The sequence below is a fragment of the Streptomyces sp. Y309 genome, from assembly GCF_056712025.1.
This window is the reverse complement of the sequence record NZ_CM160048.1, coordinates 8299199-8312118: the sequence shown is the minus strand read 5'-3', so window position 1 is coordinate 8312118 and position 12920 is coordinate 8299199. Positions and strand designations below refer to the sequence as shown.

General features: G+C 71.2%; 14 protein-coding genes. 7 read left to right on the top strand and 7 right to left on the bottom strand.

The genetic code is table 11. The features are described 5' to 3' along the window. Positions 1-124 precede the first annotated feature (124 nt). The 3 genes from AC0KTA_RS34795 to AC0KTA_RS34785 form a co-directional block, all read right to left on the bottom strand. On the bottom strand, positions 125-1399 hold the full coding sequence (locus AC0KTA_RS34795) for an APC family permease (protein WP_481052171.1): 1275 nt from the start codon (positions 1397-1399) through the stop codon (positions 125-127). 194 nt (positions 1400-1593) lie between these two features. Then, on the bottom strand, positions 1594-2253 hold the full coding sequence (locus AC0KTA_RS34790; protein WP_481052170.1) for a response regulator: 660 nt from the start codon (positions 2251-2253) through the stop codon (positions 1594-1596). Next, the gene (locus tag AC0KTA_RS34785) at positions 2250-3377 is read right to left on the bottom strand and encodes a sensor histidine kinase (RefSeq protein WP_481052169.1); all 1128 of its coding nucleotides are present in this window, start codon (positions 3375-3377) and stop codon (positions 2250-2252) included. The genes AC0KTA_RS34790 and AC0KTA_RS34785 overlap by 4 nt, the downstream gene beginning before the upstream one ends. A gap of 285 nt (positions 3378-3662) precedes the next feature. Between AC0KTA_RS34785 and AC0KTA_RS34780 the strand changes: the two genes are divergently transcribed. Further along, positions 3663-4121, top strand: coding sequence for a DUF6223 family protein (locus tag AC0KTA_RS34780; RefSeq protein WP_481052168.1), 459 nt, complete (start codon positions 3663-3665; stop codon positions 4119-4121). An 89-nt stretch (positions 4122-4210) separates the two neighbouring features. Then, a complete protein-coding gene (locus AC0KTA_RS34775; protein WP_481052167.1) occupies positions 4211-4855 on the top strand; it encodes a dihydrofolate reductase family protein in 645 nt (214 codons plus the stop codon). 147 nt (positions 4856-5002) lie between these two features. Here AC0KTA_RS34775 and AC0KTA_RS34770 read toward each other — a convergent pair whose 3' ends face one another. Beyond that, the gene (locus AC0KTA_RS34770) at positions 5003-5341 is read right to left on the bottom strand and encodes a transposase (protein WP_481052166.1); all 339 of its coding nucleotides are present in this window, start codon (positions 5339-5341) and stop codon (positions 5003-5005) included. 125 nt (positions 5342-5466) lie between these two features. Here AC0KTA_RS34770 and AC0KTA_RS34765 point away from each other — a divergent pair, with 125 nt between their 5' ends. After that, entirely contained in the window at positions 5467-6360 is an 894-nt protein-coding gene (locus AC0KTA_RS34765; protein ID WP_481052165.1) for an SDR family oxidoreductase, read from the top strand. A 75-nt stretch (positions 6361-6435) separates the two neighbouring features. Here the strand turns inward: AC0KTA_RS34765 and AC0KTA_RS34760 are convergent, their stop codons facing one another. Further along, positions 6436-7302, bottom strand: coding sequence for a LysR family transcriptional regulator (locus AC0KTA_RS34760; protein ID WP_481052164.1), 867 nt, complete (start codon positions 7300-7302; stop codon positions 6436-6438). Between the two features lie 98 nt (positions 7303-7400). Between AC0KTA_RS34760 and AC0KTA_RS34755 the strand changes: the two genes are divergently transcribed. Further along, positions 7401-8366: an EamA family transporter gene (locus tag AC0KTA_RS34755; protein WP_481052163.1), complete on the top strand. Its 966-nt coding sequence runs from the start codon at positions 7401-7403 to the stop codon at positions 8364-8366. Positions 8367-8418: 52 nt separating this feature from the next. On the opposite strand, the gene AC0KTA_RS34750 is transcribed toward AC0KTA_RS34755, so the two are convergent. Then, on the bottom strand, positions 8419-8940 hold the full coding sequence (locus AC0KTA_RS34750; protein WP_481052162.1) for a CGNR zinc finger domain-containing protein: 522 nt from the start codon (positions 8938-8940) through the stop codon (positions 8419-8421). 26 nt (positions 8941-8966) lie between these two features. Between AC0KTA_RS34750 and AC0KTA_RS34745 the strand changes: the two genes are divergently transcribed. The 3 genes from AC0KTA_RS34745 (at position 8967) to AC0KTA_RS34735 (ending at position 12508) form a co-directional block, all read left to right on the top strand. Beyond that, positions 8967-10298 carry an MFS transporter gene (locus tag AC0KTA_RS34745; RefSeq protein ID WP_481052161.1) on the top strand — a complete coding sequence of 444 codons (1332 nt, stop codon included), beginning with the start codon at positions 8967-8969 and terminating at the stop codon, positions 10296-10298. A gap of 167 nt (positions 10299-10465) precedes the next feature. After that, entirely contained in the window at positions 10466-10801 is a 336-nt protein-coding gene (locus AC0KTA_RS34740; protein ID WP_481052160.1) for a hypothetical protein, read from the top strand. Between the two features lie 33 nt (positions 10802-10834). Beyond that, on the top strand, positions 10835-12508 hold the full coding sequence (locus tag AC0KTA_RS34735) for a catalase (RefSeq protein WP_481052159.1): 1674 nt from the start codon (positions 10835-10837) through the stop codon (positions 12506-12508). Positions 12509-12608: 100 nt separating this feature from the next. Here the strand turns inward: AC0KTA_RS34735 and AC0KTA_RS34730 are convergent, their stop codons facing one another. Continuing rightward, positions 12609-12830, bottom strand: coding sequence for a hypothetical protein (locus AC0KTA_RS34730; RefSeq protein ID WP_481052158.1), 222 nt, complete (start codon positions 12828-12830; stop codon positions 12609-12611). Positions 12831-12920 lie beyond the last annotated feature (90 nt).

Here is a 12920-nt window from a genome sequence, read left to right as displayed (position 1 = left end):
GTTGTCGGGTGTGGACATCGTCGGGCGTGAGGCAGAGGCGGGGCAATGCGGAACCCGGCCGTTCCCTCGTACGTACGAGAGTCCCGCCCGGACGAAAGCCCGGCACGGCCGAGAGTCCCACCGATCAGGACGCGCGGCGCGTGGTGCGTGCGCGGCGCACCCCATAGGCGGCCGCGCCCAGCGCCAGGACCGCGGCGCCCCAGACGACGGAGGCGGTCGGCAGGGTGAAGGCGAGCAGCAGGCACCCGGCCAGGCCGAGCACCGGGACGGCACGGGGCGGGCGCCCCTCCTGCGAAGTGAGCGTGAACGCCGAGGCGTTGGCGATGGCGTAGTACACGAGCACGCCGAAGGACGAGAAGCCGATCGCTCCGCGCACGTCCACGGTGGCGGCGAGCGTCGCGACGACGGCGCCGACGAGCAGTTCGGCGCGGTGGGGCACCTTGAACCGCGGGTGCACGGCGGCCAGGGCGTGCGGCAGGTGGCGGTCGCGGGCCATCGCCAAGGTGGTGCGCGAGACCCCGAGGATCAGGGCGAGGAGGGAGCCGAGCGCGGCGACCGCCGCGCCGACGCGCACCACCGGGGCCAGCCATCCCGCACCGGCGGCGCGTACGGCCTCCGACAGCGGCGCGGTGGCGTCGGCGAGGCGCTCGGGCCCGAGAACCAGCAGCACGGAGACGGCGACGGCCGCGTAGACGACCAGGGTGATGCCCAAGGCGAGCGGGATCGCCCGCGGGATGGTGCGGGCCGGATCGCGGACCTCCTCGCCCAGGGTGGCGACGCGCGCGTACCCGGCGAAGGCGAAGAACAGCAGCCCCGCGGCCTGCAGCACCCCGGTGCCGGTGGCGTCCGTGCCCCACTCCAGACGCGCCGCGTCCGCGCCGTCGGCGGTGAGGCCGGCGGTCACGGCGGCGGCAAGGACCGCCAGGACCACGGCGACGATCACCCGCGTCAGCCAGGCACTCTTCTGAACTCCGCCGTAGTTCACCGCGGTCAGCGCCACCACCGCGGCCACGGCAACGGTGTCGGCGTGCCCCGGCCAGGCGTACGAGCCGACAGTCAGCGCCATGGCCGCGCAGGAGGCGGTCTTGCCGACCACGAAGCCCCATCCGGCCAGGTAGCCCCAGAAGTCGCCGAGGCGTTCGCGGCCGTAGACGTAGGTGCCGCCGGAGGCCGGATAGCGGGCGGCCAGGCGCGCGGAGGAGGTGGCGTTGCAGTAAGCCACCACCGCCGCCAGTGCCAGGGCGACCAGCAGCCCGGATCCGGCCGCGCCCGCCGCCGGGGCGAGCGCGGCGAAGATGCCCGCGCCGATCATCGACCCCAGGCCGATGACCACCGCGTCCGCGACACCCAGCCGCCGCGTCAGCTCCCCGTCCGCGGCCGGGGCCGAGGATCCGCTCATCGCCGTGCTCCCTTCGCCTTCGGGGCACACGCCCCACGTCACCTCGGGGCACAAGCCCCACATCGCCTCGGAGCCCACGCCCACGCCATGTCGAGCTCCGATATCGCGAGACGATACGTCATGACCAGGTGCCGGCCGGAACCGGCTGCCGCGTCAACACCGCCTTCCCCCCTTCCCCTTGGTGACCGTCGACGTCAGAGGTTGCGTGGGGTGACCAGGCCGGATTCGTAGGCGAGAACCACGAGTTGGGCGCGGTCGCGGGCGTGGAGTTTGGCCATGGCCCGGTTGATGTGGGTCTTCGCGGTCAGCGCGCTGATCACCATGCGGTCGGCGATCTGGTCGTTGGACAGGCCCTGCGCGACCAGGGCGACAGCCTCGCGCTCGCGGTTGGTCAGCTCTTTCAGCCCCGTGGTCGCGATGGGGGGCGGCTGGGTGACGTACCGGTTGATCAGCTTGCGGGTGATCGACGGTGCGAGCAGGGCGTCGCCGCGCGCCGCGACGCGTACGGCGTGGAGGAAGTCCTCCGGCACGATGTCCTTGACGAGGAATCCGGCGGCGCCGGCCCGCAGCGCGTCGAAGACGTACTCGTCGAAGCCGTAGTTGGTCAGGATGATGACGTGTACGTCGGCCAGGGCCGGGTCCGCGGCGATGCGCCGGGTGGCCTCGATGCCGTCGACGACCGGCATCTGGATGTCGATGAGGACGACGTCGGGCAGGTGGTGCTCGACCAGGGCCAGGCCCTCCTGCCCGTCGGCCGCCTCGGCCACCACTTCGATGTCGTCCTCGAGGTCGAGGAGCGCGCGGAATCCGCTGCGGATCAGCGGCTGGTCGTCGACCAGCAGGACACGGATCACGGCGTCCGCTCCACGGGGAGTTCGGCTTGGACGGTGAACCCGCCGTTCGCGCGTGGCTCCGCGTGCAGGCGGCCGCCGAGGGCCGTGACGCGTTCGCGCATCCCGAGCAGTCCGACGCCGGGCACCAAGGGGGTGTCGGGGGTGGCCTTGCCGTCGTCGTCGATGCGTATCGCGAGGGCGTCCGGGCGCCAGTCGATCCGCACCGACGCCGTGTCGGCGCCGGCGTGCCGGGCGATGTTGGTGAGCGATTCCTGAACGATCCGGTAGGCGGTCCGGCCCACCGCGGTCGGCACGTCGTGTCGTTGTCCGTCGATCGTCAGCGTCGCGTCCAGGCCGATGGCACGGGCCCGTTCCACCAGTTCGAGGACGTGGTCGAGCCCGCGGGGCGGGGTCGTGTCGTCGTCACGCAGCGCCTCCAGCGTCGCGCGCAGCTCCCGGCTCGCCTCACGTCCGGCCGCCTGGATCGCGAGGAGGGCCTCGGGCACCTGCTCGCCGCGCTTGCGGGCCACGTGGACGGCGACTTCGGACTGCACCTTGATGACCGAGATCTGGTGGGTGAGCGAATCGTGCAACTCCCGCGCGATGTGCAGCCGCTCCTCGTCGGCGCGGCGCCGCGCGGTCTCCTCCCGGGTGCGCTCGGCTTCGTCCGCCCGCCGCTCGGCCTGCCGCAGCGCTTCACCCGCGGCGCCGGCCGCGATCAGCCAGGCCAGCTCCAGGGCGCCCCGGGCCTGCGCGAACGCCTCGCCCGTGCCGTGCGAGCCCGACGCCAGGGCCGCGAGGGGGAGCACGGCCAGCATGGCCACGCTCGCCGCCACCGTGAGGGTGCGGTGTCCCGCCCGTACGGCCGCGTACACAGCGAACAGGTACGCGACGGCAGGCACGTCGAAACCGGCCGCCTGATAGCCCACCGCGCACAGCCCGGTGACCGCCAGGACGGGAACCGGAGCCCGGCGGCGCGCGGCCAGCCCCAGGCCGCCGGCCGTCAGCAACGCGTAGCCGAGCAGGTCGAGGTTCGTGGCCGAGTGCTTCCCGGACAGCCCGGTGACCAGCAGCGCCGCCGCCACACCGACGGCGATCACCCAGTCCCCGACCGCGGCGCGGGCACCGGCCCGTCCTGTGCTCATGCGCGCACCCTAGCCGGACGCTGCCGGGGGCGAGTCCCGCTCGTGACCGAGCGGCCGACTACCGCGTACGCAGTACGTTCACGGCTCCTGCGGCGCCCGCAGCAGCCGGATGCGCCATGGGCGGCAGCGCGCGGTGTCTGCGCCTGCACGACGACCGGCGGCGCGCCCGGCGGCACGATCAGGAGACATCCAGAACTCGGAGAACGAGACGCACGAAACAAACGAGACGCACGACACGCACGAAACATCGGAAAACGACGAGACGCACGAAAGCAGGAGAGGGACATGAGCTCATCAAGGGCCCTGACGTCGGTCCGGCGGCTGCTCGCCTCGGCCGCCGCCGCCATGCTCGGGGTGTTCGTGCTCGCCGCCCCGGCGGCCGCGCACTCTTCGGTCCAGCCGACCGCCGCCGACATGTACGCCATGAGCGCCGGGCGGCTCGGGGCCTCCACGGCGGCCGTACTGGGGCTGATCGGCGTGGTCATCGGCGGGCTGGCTCTGGCTCGCCCCACCGGTCGATTCGGCACCGGCTCCAACTCCGGCTCCGGGCGACTCGGACTCGTCGTGACGCTGGCGACGGGACTGATCGCCGTGGTCCTCGGCGGGCTGGTGGTGGCCACCGCCGACGGAGGGCTCGGCACCGGCAACGGGCTGGGCGGGGCCGTCGTGGCCCTGATCGTGGGGCTGACCGCCCTGACCCTCGCCGGACTGGCACTGGCCCGCACGCGCCGCACCGGCGGCTGACCGATGAGTTTCCGTGGCCCCGGCAGTCCAACTGTTGTCGACTGTTACTGACCACGGTCGGCTCTTGTCGACCACGAAAGAGGAGTCACGTGAATCAGCTGCTGAGGGTCCAGAACTTCACCGTCTCGAGTGACGGATTCGGTGCCGGTGAGAACCAGAGCCTCGAGAGGCCGTTCGGCCACGCCGATCCCGGCACCATGTTTTCCTGGGCCGGCGCCACGGCGAGCTGGCCCAACCGCACCGACCCCGGCGGCAGCCGCGGCCTCGACGACTACTTCACGCGGGATTTCGCACGCAACATCGGCGCCGAGATAATGGGCCGCAACAAGTTCGGACCGCAGCGCGGCCCCTGGCAGGACTACGAGTGGCAGGGCTGGTGGGGCGACGAACCGCCGTTCCACACCCCGGTGTTCGTCATGACCCACCACACGCGTCCTTCGTTCACGCTGTCCGACACGACGTTCCACTTCGTCGACGGCGACCCCGCCACGGTCCTCCAGCAGGCGCGGGAGGCGGCGCAGGGCCGGGACGTCCGACTCGGCGGCGGAGCCAGCACCATCCGGGAGTTCCTCGACGCCGACCTCGTCGACACCCTGCACGTGGTGGTCTCGCCGGTGAAGCTCGGATCCGGGGTACGCCTCTGGGAGTCCCCCGACGAGTTGCTCGACCGTTTCCACCTCGACGTCGTACCCAGCCCGAGCGGCGTGACGCACCACGTGTTCTGGCGCAAGTGAGACAAGGGGCCAAGCGGAAATATCAGAGCCGGTGAGTCGGACCGGGCGGGTCGGCAGGGTACGGCGCGGCACAGCACGGCAGCGCGCCAGACGGGCACATTCCGGGATCAGTCGCCCCCACGCCGTATGTCTCGGATGGTGAATTTCTCAGCTGTGGACGCGGCGTGCGGCGCACTCTCGGATCGCCCTGGTCCAGTCAGCGAGCGCGGGGTTGTCGGAGGTCGCCTCGCTCAGGTCCCGCCAGAGGTTCGCACTGGTCCAACGGGCGAACCAGCGGTGGGCCGTGGGCACGCTGACGCCGAAGGAAGGCGGCAGGTGCTGCCAGGCGCAGCCGCTCGTGACGACGTAGACGACCGCCACCATGACTCTGCGCGCGTCGGCCGCGGCCCTGCCGCCCCCCTGAGGTCGCGGCCGCCGCCCGGGTAAGAGCGCGCCGGCCACCTCCCACATCTCGTCGGGGACCAGGCGCTGGGCGAGTGCTTCCATGCCGGGATCCTATGCACCCCCTCTGACCTGCCAAATGAGACATGAGCTCATGTGCGCGTGCGGCTTTCGTCGACCTATGGTGGCCGCCTTCCGACGAGTTCGGCCCCAGCGACGAAAGGGAATTCATGACCATTCTCGTAACCGGTGCGACCGGAACGGTCGGCCGCATCGTGGTCGACCGCCTGCTCCAGGCCGGGCAGCGGGTCCGGGCCCTGTCCCGGAATCCCGCGGGCGCTCAACTCCCCGACGCCGTCGAGGTGGTGGCCGGCGGCCTCACCGACGCCGCGGAGGCGCTCGGCGGAGTGGACCGCGTCTTCTACCTGCCCGGTGTTCTCGCCCCCGAGCATGCGAGTGAGCAGACCCGTGCCTTCCTGGAGCGCGCCGCGCGTACGGGAGTCAGGCGCGTCGTTGACCTCACGAGTGACGCCGTCACCGTGCGGCGACCGGGCAGCTACGAGATGCTGCTCGCGGTCGAGGAGGTCATCGAGGCATCGGGGCTGGAGTGGACCCACGTGCGTCCGGGCGAATTCGCCGCCAACAAGCTGGACATGTGGGGCACGTCGATCCGTACGGAGGGCGTGATCCGCTGCGCCTTCCCCGAGGCACTCGGCGTACCCGTCCACGAGGCGGACATCGCCGAGGTGGCCGCCGCCGCACTCCTGGAGGACGGTCACGCCGGCCACGCGTACTCGCTGAGCGGCCCGCAGCGTCTCAGCCAACGCGAGCAGGCCGCGGCGATCGGTGAGGGCCTGGGCAGGAGCCTGCGCTTCGAGCCGCTGACGTACGGCCAGGCCCGCGCGGCCTTCATCACGGCCGGGATGCCGTCGGACATCGCCGAGTATCTGCTGGGCTATCAGGCCGAGTACGCGGAGGAGCCGCCCGAGGTCCGGCCCGATGTCGAACGGGTACTGGGCAGGCCGGGCCGCACGCTGGCGCAGTGGGCCGCTGACCACGGGGCCGATCTGGCGGACGAGACGGCGCGACAGACGCGGGAGTCGGCCGGAGCCACGGCCGACTGACGCCACGGGATCGGCGGGCGCAGCGGGCGCGACGGCGCTGCTCCTGCTGGTCCCGCGGGTTCCTGCCGTGCACCCTCAGTGATGTAGGCCGCCCGCGAGGACCTCGTGTGCGAGTGCCAGCAGGTCAGGGATGGCCGGGTGGCCCGGGCCCGTGCGCCAGGCGAGGACGACGGGGACGGGTGGGGCGTCCGCGAGTGGGCGGTAGACCAGGGAGGGGTGGGTGTGGCTTCTCGGGGTGGCCGTCGTGGAGACCCCTACGGCGCGGCCCGCGGCGATGGCGATGAGCCACTCGTCGGTGTTGGTCACCTCGATGGTCGTGACAGGTCGGGCCGTCGTCGGCCACAGGTCCAGCGTCGTGGTGCCGGAGACGGTGTTGAGGGCGATCGGACAGGCGGCGACGTCGGCGAGGGTGACCCGGGGAAGGGCTGCGAGCGGGCTGTCCGCCGCCATGACCACGACCCGCTCCTCCGAAAGCAGCAGCTCGGTGCCGAGCCCGTCCACGGCGACCGCGCCGCGCAACAGGGCCACGTCGACCTTGCCCTGCGTGAGGCCCGCCGTGCGGTCGTCGACGCGGAGCAGCTCCAGCGGAGTGCCGGGGTGCGTCTCGTCCCAGCGGCGCAGCAACGCGATGGTGTAGTCGCCGAGTGCCGCCCAGTTGTGGCCCAGGCGCAGCGGCCAGCTCCGCAGCCCGCCGGCGTCGACGGCGGTCTCGAAGGCGGCGAGGGCGGCAAGGGCTTTGTCGCGGAAGGTATGGCCCTCGGCGGTCAGTTCGAGGTGGTGTGTGGAGCGGTCGACGAGGCGGGCGCCCAGGTGATCCTCCAGCTGACGCAGCGTGCGGGAGAGCGCGGGCTGGCTCAGATGGAGGCGAGCGGCGGCGCGGGTGACGTTGCCCTCCTCGGCGATGGCGACGAAGGCCCGCAGGTGCCGCAACTCGATGCTCATGTCTGTGGATGCCGCAGCTCGATGGTCATGTCTGTGGAGCATAACCGCGGCGGACTTGGCATTTCACGCGGGGCGGCCGGCTTCCTAGCGTGAAGCGCATGACCTCCACGGTGCACAGCTCATCCGCGGCGACGGCCGCTCCCGTCGCCGTTCGTCAGGCCGCAGGGCGCGGCAGCCTCGGCGGCGTCGGCCTGGTGCTGGCCGGGACGGTGTCCGTCCAGTTCGGGTCGGCCTTCGCCGCGCTGCTGTTCCCCCGAGCCGGGGCGCTCGGCACGGTCGCGCTGCGGGTGACGTTCGCCGCGTTGCTGCTGCTGGTCGTCACCCGGCCCCGGCTGCGCGGCTATTCGCGCGCCGACTGGGCGGTGGTCGGAGGTTACGGCCTGGCTCTGGGCGGCATGAACATCCTCTTCTACCAGGCCATCGACCGCATCCCGCTGGGGGCGGCGGTCACCCTTGAGGTGCTGGGGCCGCTGCTGTTGTCGGTCGTCGCCTCGCGCCGCGCCGCCGGCCTGCTGTGGGCGGGTTTCGCGCTGGCCGGGGTCTACCTGCTGGGCAGCGACGGCTTCGGTCGACTCAACGCCGCGGGTGTGGCCTTCGCACTGAGCGCCGGGGTGATGCTGGCGGCGTACATCGTGCTCAACGCCCGCGCCGGCACCCGCTTTCCGCGGCTGGACGGGGTGACGATCGCGATGTCCGTCGCCGCGCTGGTCAACCTGCCGCTGGGCATCGGGGCCTCGGGCGGGGCGCTGCTGGAACCGGAGGTGCTCGGTCTGGGCCTGGTGATCGCGGTGATGTCCTCAGGGGTGCCCTACACCCTGGAACTGCTCGCCCTGCGACGGCTGCCCGCGGCGACGTTCGCCGTGCTGACGAGCCTGGGGCCCGCCCTTGCCGCGCTGGCGGGCTATCTGGTGCTGGGCCAGGGTCTTTCGCTGCCGCAGTGTGCCGCGGTGGCGATGGCGGTCATGGCGAGCGTGGGCGCGGTGCGTATGGGCACCCGCGACGCCCGTAGGGGCACCCGTGGTGCCGCAGTCCTGCCCGCCGCGGACGGCCCCGATGGCCGCTGACCGAGGGGTACGCGGACTTCCACGCCGCGACGACCGATCCGGCGGCAGAGTCTCACGCCGCCGTGCGGGCGCGATGCCTGCGGACCGCGTCGCGGTTGGCGCACCGCTGGGAGCAGTATCGCTGCCGCCCGGTGCGGGAGGTGTCGGCGAAGACCATGGCGCATTCCGTCACGGCACAGCGGCGGAGCCGGTGGATGCCCCGCCCCACCAGGTGCAGCGCGGTGCCCACGGAGATGAGCGTACTGAGCAGGGAGCCGAACGACTCGTCGTCGTCGCGGTAGTGCAGATGCCAGTCGTCGCTGGCGTGGTTGGTCATCCGCGGATGGTCGGCGGTCTTGGCCAGCAGCCGGTTGACCAGCGCGGCGCGCTCGTTGTCGTCGTGGGCGTCGACGACGCCCTCCCACGCGTCGAGGGTGGCCAGGGTCTGGGTCAAGTCCCGCTGCGTGACGGGCTGTTCCAGGAGCAGTCCGGCACCGCGGCACCGTTCCGCGAGTTCCTTCGCGCTCGCCGGGCGCCGGTTGGCCAGGTCCGCGGCCAGGTTCACCGCCTGCTCGCCGTAAGGGTTGAGTTGCATAAGCCCATTACATCATGGTGGCGGGCGTGAAGCACTCCACTCCGTCGGCCTCCTCCCCCACCGCCGTCCCGTTGCCCGTACGGAAGATGTCACCCGGCCGGTACCGGTGGGTCGTACTCGGCATCGCCACCTTCACCCAGGCCGCCTCCGCCTTCTTCGTGCAGGGCATCGGGGCGATGGGCATCCATCTGCAACGCGACCTGGACCTGAGCACGGCCCAGGTGGGACTGCTGATCTCGGCGGCCCAATTCCTCCCGCTGGTGGGCCTGCTCGTCGCGGGCGCCCTGCTCGACCACGTCGACGAACGCTGGGTCGTCGGGGTGGGCGCCTGCGTGGTCGCCGCGGGCCTGCTCCTGGGGAGCGCGGCGCCGGGGTACGTGTTCCTGCTGCTCGCCCTGCTCGTCGTCGGCGCGGGATACAGCGCCGTGCAGCCCGGCGGGAGCAAGTCGGTCGCCTCCTGGTTCGACAGTTCCCGGCGCGGGTTCGCGATGGGCATCCGCCAGGCGGGCCTGCCGCTCGGTGCGGCACTCGCCTCGGCCGTACTGCCTTACGTCGCCGTGGCCTTCGGGTGGCGGGCCGCGCTCGTGACCGGCGGACTCGTCGCGCTGCTCGGCGCCGCCGTCTTCATGGGCCTCTACCGACGCCCGCCAGCCCGCGACGCCTCAGGGGACGGCCGAAGCGTCCCCGCTCCGGAGCCACGGCTCGGAGGGCGGTGGGCGATGCTCCGCGAGCCGTCCATGGTGAAGATCATGCTGTCCGGTACGAGCCTTGTCTCCGTGCAGTGCGGGGTGGGCATCCTGACCGTGCTGTACCTGCACGACGTGGCGTCGGTCGGCACCGGCACGGCCACCCTCGTCCTGGTGGCTGCGCAAGGGGCGGGCGTCGTCGGCCGGATCGCTCTCGCCGCGTGGAGCGATCACGACCGGCGTGGGCGGTACCGCTCCGTCATGGTCTGCCTGGTCGCGGCGACGGCGGGCATGGCGGTGCTGATGACGCCCGTGGGGCGTTCACCCGTGGTGGCAGGCCTCGTCCTCGTCGGCCTGGGCTTCTTCGGGCTCGGCTGGTACGGCCCGTGGGTCGCCTACGTGACGGAAGCCGCCCCGCCCGGCAGGACCGGGTTCGCCCTCGGTCTGGCCATGTCGGTCAACCAGGTCGCGATCGTCGTGATCCCGCCCGTCCTCGGGCTGGTCAAGGACCGCACGGGCAGCTTCGTTCCCGCCTGGGGCCTCCTCGCCCTCATGACCGTCGTGGCGTTGGCGGTCACCGCGAGCGGCGGACGCCGCGTGCCACCCCGGCGCGTACCACCAGGACTCGGCGCCGCCAGAACCCGACACCTCCAGGAAAGGCCGCCGGCCTGACGGCTCGGGCTCGGCGTCGCCCCTTCACGACCTTCCTCCCCCACGGGCACGACCTTCCTCCCTCACGGCCGGACTCCCCCGGCCGACCAAATCCGATGCGACCCGATGCGATCCGCTCCAACCCGACACGATTCGACCAGATTCGACCCGATCAAGGAGAATTTTCCATGTCCTTCCTGGCTGACGACTATCCGGAGATCCGTTACGACGGCGACGAGGGCGAACCAAGCGCGACCTTCCGCCCGGCCGGCACCCCGCCGGGCGGCATCCACTCCTTCGGCAATATCTCCGGCGAACCCGCGGAATTCCTGATGCTCTTCGCTCCCGGCGGAGCGCGCGAGGGCTACTTCGAGGGCCTTGGGCAGATGGGTGACATGACGGAGGAGGAGCGGACGGCGTTCCTGATACGCCACGACAGCTGGTTCTCCGACACGGTCAAGGGCCCTGGAACGGACTCATGGGAGGAAAGGGCCGCCACCCGCAAAGCGTTCAAGACCCGCTGAAGCCGGATCCCGCATCCGTCAGAGGAGTACGAAATGGCAGACAACGGCACACTGAACAACTCGAACAGCCCGAACAGCCCCGAGAACGACGGACGTTCAGTACTGACGAACAGGCAGGGACACCCTGTTCACGACAATCAGAATCAGCGGACGATAGGTTCGCGCGGTCCGGCGACGCTGGAGAACTACCAATACATCGAGAAACTGGCCCACTTCGGCCGGGAGCGGGTGCCGGAGCGGGTGGTGCATGCCCGCGGCGCGACGGCCTTTGGTTACTTCGAGGCGTACGGAAAGGTCGGGGACGAGCCGATCGCGAAGTACACGCGGGCCAAGCTGTTCCAGGAGCCGGGCAAGCGCACCGATGTGGCACTGCGGTTCTCCACAGTGGCCGGCGGCCGGGACTCCTCGGAGGTGGTACGCGACCCGCGCGGGTTCGCCGTGAAGTTCTATACCGAGGACGGCAATTGGGACCTGGTGGGCAACAACATCGGGGTGTTCTTCATCCGGGACGCGATCAAGTTCCCCGATGTGATCCACTCGCAGAAGCCCGACCCGGTCACCTTCGAGCGTCAGATCCCGGGCCGCGTCTTCGACTTCGCCGCGGCATCGCCGGAGTCGCTGCTGATGTACACCCTCATCTTCAGCCCGCGCGGCATCCCGGCCTCGTACCGGCATCAGGAGGGCTTCGGCGTCAACACGTACAAGTGGGTGAACGCCAAGGGGGAGACGAAGCTCGTCAAGTACCACTGGTCGCCGAAGCTGGGTGTGAAGTCGCTGACCGCTCAGCAGGCGTCGCAGGTGCAGGCGACGGAACTGGGCAGTCACACCAAGGACCTGTACGACGCGATTGCCCGCGGTGATTTCCCCGAGTGGGAGCTGCGGGTGCAGATGATGGACGATCACGACCACCCGGAGCTGGACTGGGACCCGCTGGACGACACCAAGGTGTGGCCGCAGAACGACTTCCCGCTCCTGCCGATCGGCCGGCTGGTCCTGAACCGGGCGCCGGAGAACTTCTTCGCCGAGAGCGAGCAGATCGCCTTCGGCGTCGGCGTCCTGGTCGACGGCATGGACTTCTCCGACGACAAGATGCTCGTGGGCCGGACCTTCGCCTACAGCGACACCCAGCGCTACCGGGTCGGCTCGAACTACCTGCAGCTGCCGGTCAATTCGCCCAAGAACGCCCAGGTCAACACCAATCAGCGGGACGGCGCGATGACGTACGGCGTCGACTACGGAGGCACCGACCCCCACATCAACTACGAGCCGTCGTTGGTGGCCGGCCTGCGCGAGGCCGACTGCCCGCACCCCGACGTGCAGGGCCCGGAGCTGTCCGGACGCCTGACCCGCGCCCGTATCGAGCGGACCAACGACTACCGGCAGGCCGGCGAACGCTTCCTGCTCTCCGAGCCCTGGGAGCAGGACGACCTGGTCCTCAACCTCGTCACGGCCCTCAAACAGTGCGACCGCGTCATCCAGGAGCGCATGGTCTGGCACCTGTTCATGGCCGAGGACTCCTACGGCCGCCGAGTCGGCGACGGCCTCGGCATCACCGCGGACGACGTGCGGGACCTGCCACCCCTGCCGACGCAGACCCTCACGGACGAAGAACTCAAGCGCGCCGCCAACCTCGGCAACAACGGCACCCGCGACATCACCGGCCTGGACATGACGCACTGCGTCCCCAGCGCCAACGAGATGGCGTAAGGAGGCGGCAACGCCGATGCCCCGCACCGGCCTGGCGGGCCGGGCGGGGCATGACGGTGAGGCGAGTTGGTTGAACGGTCCTGGGGCTAGTCGCTAGTCACTAGTCGTCGTCGCCCCGGTACCGCTTCTTCTTGCCCTTCTTTCGGTCATCGTCGTGACGACCCCCGTCGTCACCGTCTCCCATGACGGACTGAGGCGTCAGCCAGGAAACAGCGGTAACGGGCTTCGTCTGGGGGGCGGTTGTCGCAGCTGCGGAGGCTGCCGGCAGGACGGTCAGCGCGAGGCCGGTCAGAACGCCGGCGGCAATGGTGTGCTTGATCACGACCTGAGCAACGGCGGGACCGGCCCGAAGATACGACCGTTCACTCGACGGGGTGGCGGGGCTGTCGGGCGAGGGCCGCCGTCGAGGCCC

Excerpts from the sequence above, each read along its gene's own strand:
- AC0KTA_RS34795 (WP_481052171.1), bottom strand. The coding sequence starts at position 1,399 with ATGAGCGGATCCTCGGCCCCGGCCGCGGACGGGGAGCTGACGCGGCGG.
- AC0KTA_RS34785 (WP_481052169.1), bottom strand. The coding sequence starts at position 3,377 with ATGAGCACAGGACGGGCCGGTGCCCGCGCCGCGGTCGGGGACTGGGTG.
- AC0KTA_RS34780 (WP_481052168.1), top strand. The coding sequence starts at position 3,663 with ATGAGCTCATCAAGGGCCCTGACGTCGGTCCGGCGGCTGCTCGCCTCG.
- AC0KTA_RS34770 (WP_481052166.1), bottom strand. The coding sequence starts at position 5,341 with ATGGAAGCACTCGCCCAGCGCCTGGTCCCCGACGAGATGTGGGAGGTG.
- AC0KTA_RS34765 (WP_481052165.1), top strand. The coding sequence starts at position 5,467 with ATGACCATTCTCGTAACCGGTGCGACCGGAACGGTCGGCCGCATCGTG.
- AC0KTA_RS34760 (WP_481052164.1), bottom strand. The coding sequence starts at position 7,302 with ATGAGCATCGAGTTGCGGCACCTGCGGGCCTTCGTCGCCATCGCCGAG.
- AC0KTA_RS34755 (WP_481052163.1), top strand. The coding sequence starts at position 7,401 with ATGACCTCCACGGTGCACAGCTCATCCGCGGCGACGGCCGCTCCCGTC.
- AC0KTA_RS34750 (WP_481052162.1), bottom strand. The coding sequence starts at position 8,940 with ATGCAACTCAACCCTTACGGCGAGCAGGCGGTGAACCTGGCCGCGGAC.
- AC0KTA_RS34740 (WP_481052160.1), top strand. The coding sequence starts at position 10,466 with ATGTCCTTCCTGGCTGACGACTATCCGGAGATCCGTTACGACGGCGAC.
- AC0KTA_RS34735 (WP_481052159.1), top strand. The coding sequence starts at position 10,835 with ATGGCAGACAACGGCACACTGAACAACTCGAACAGCCCGAACAGCCCC.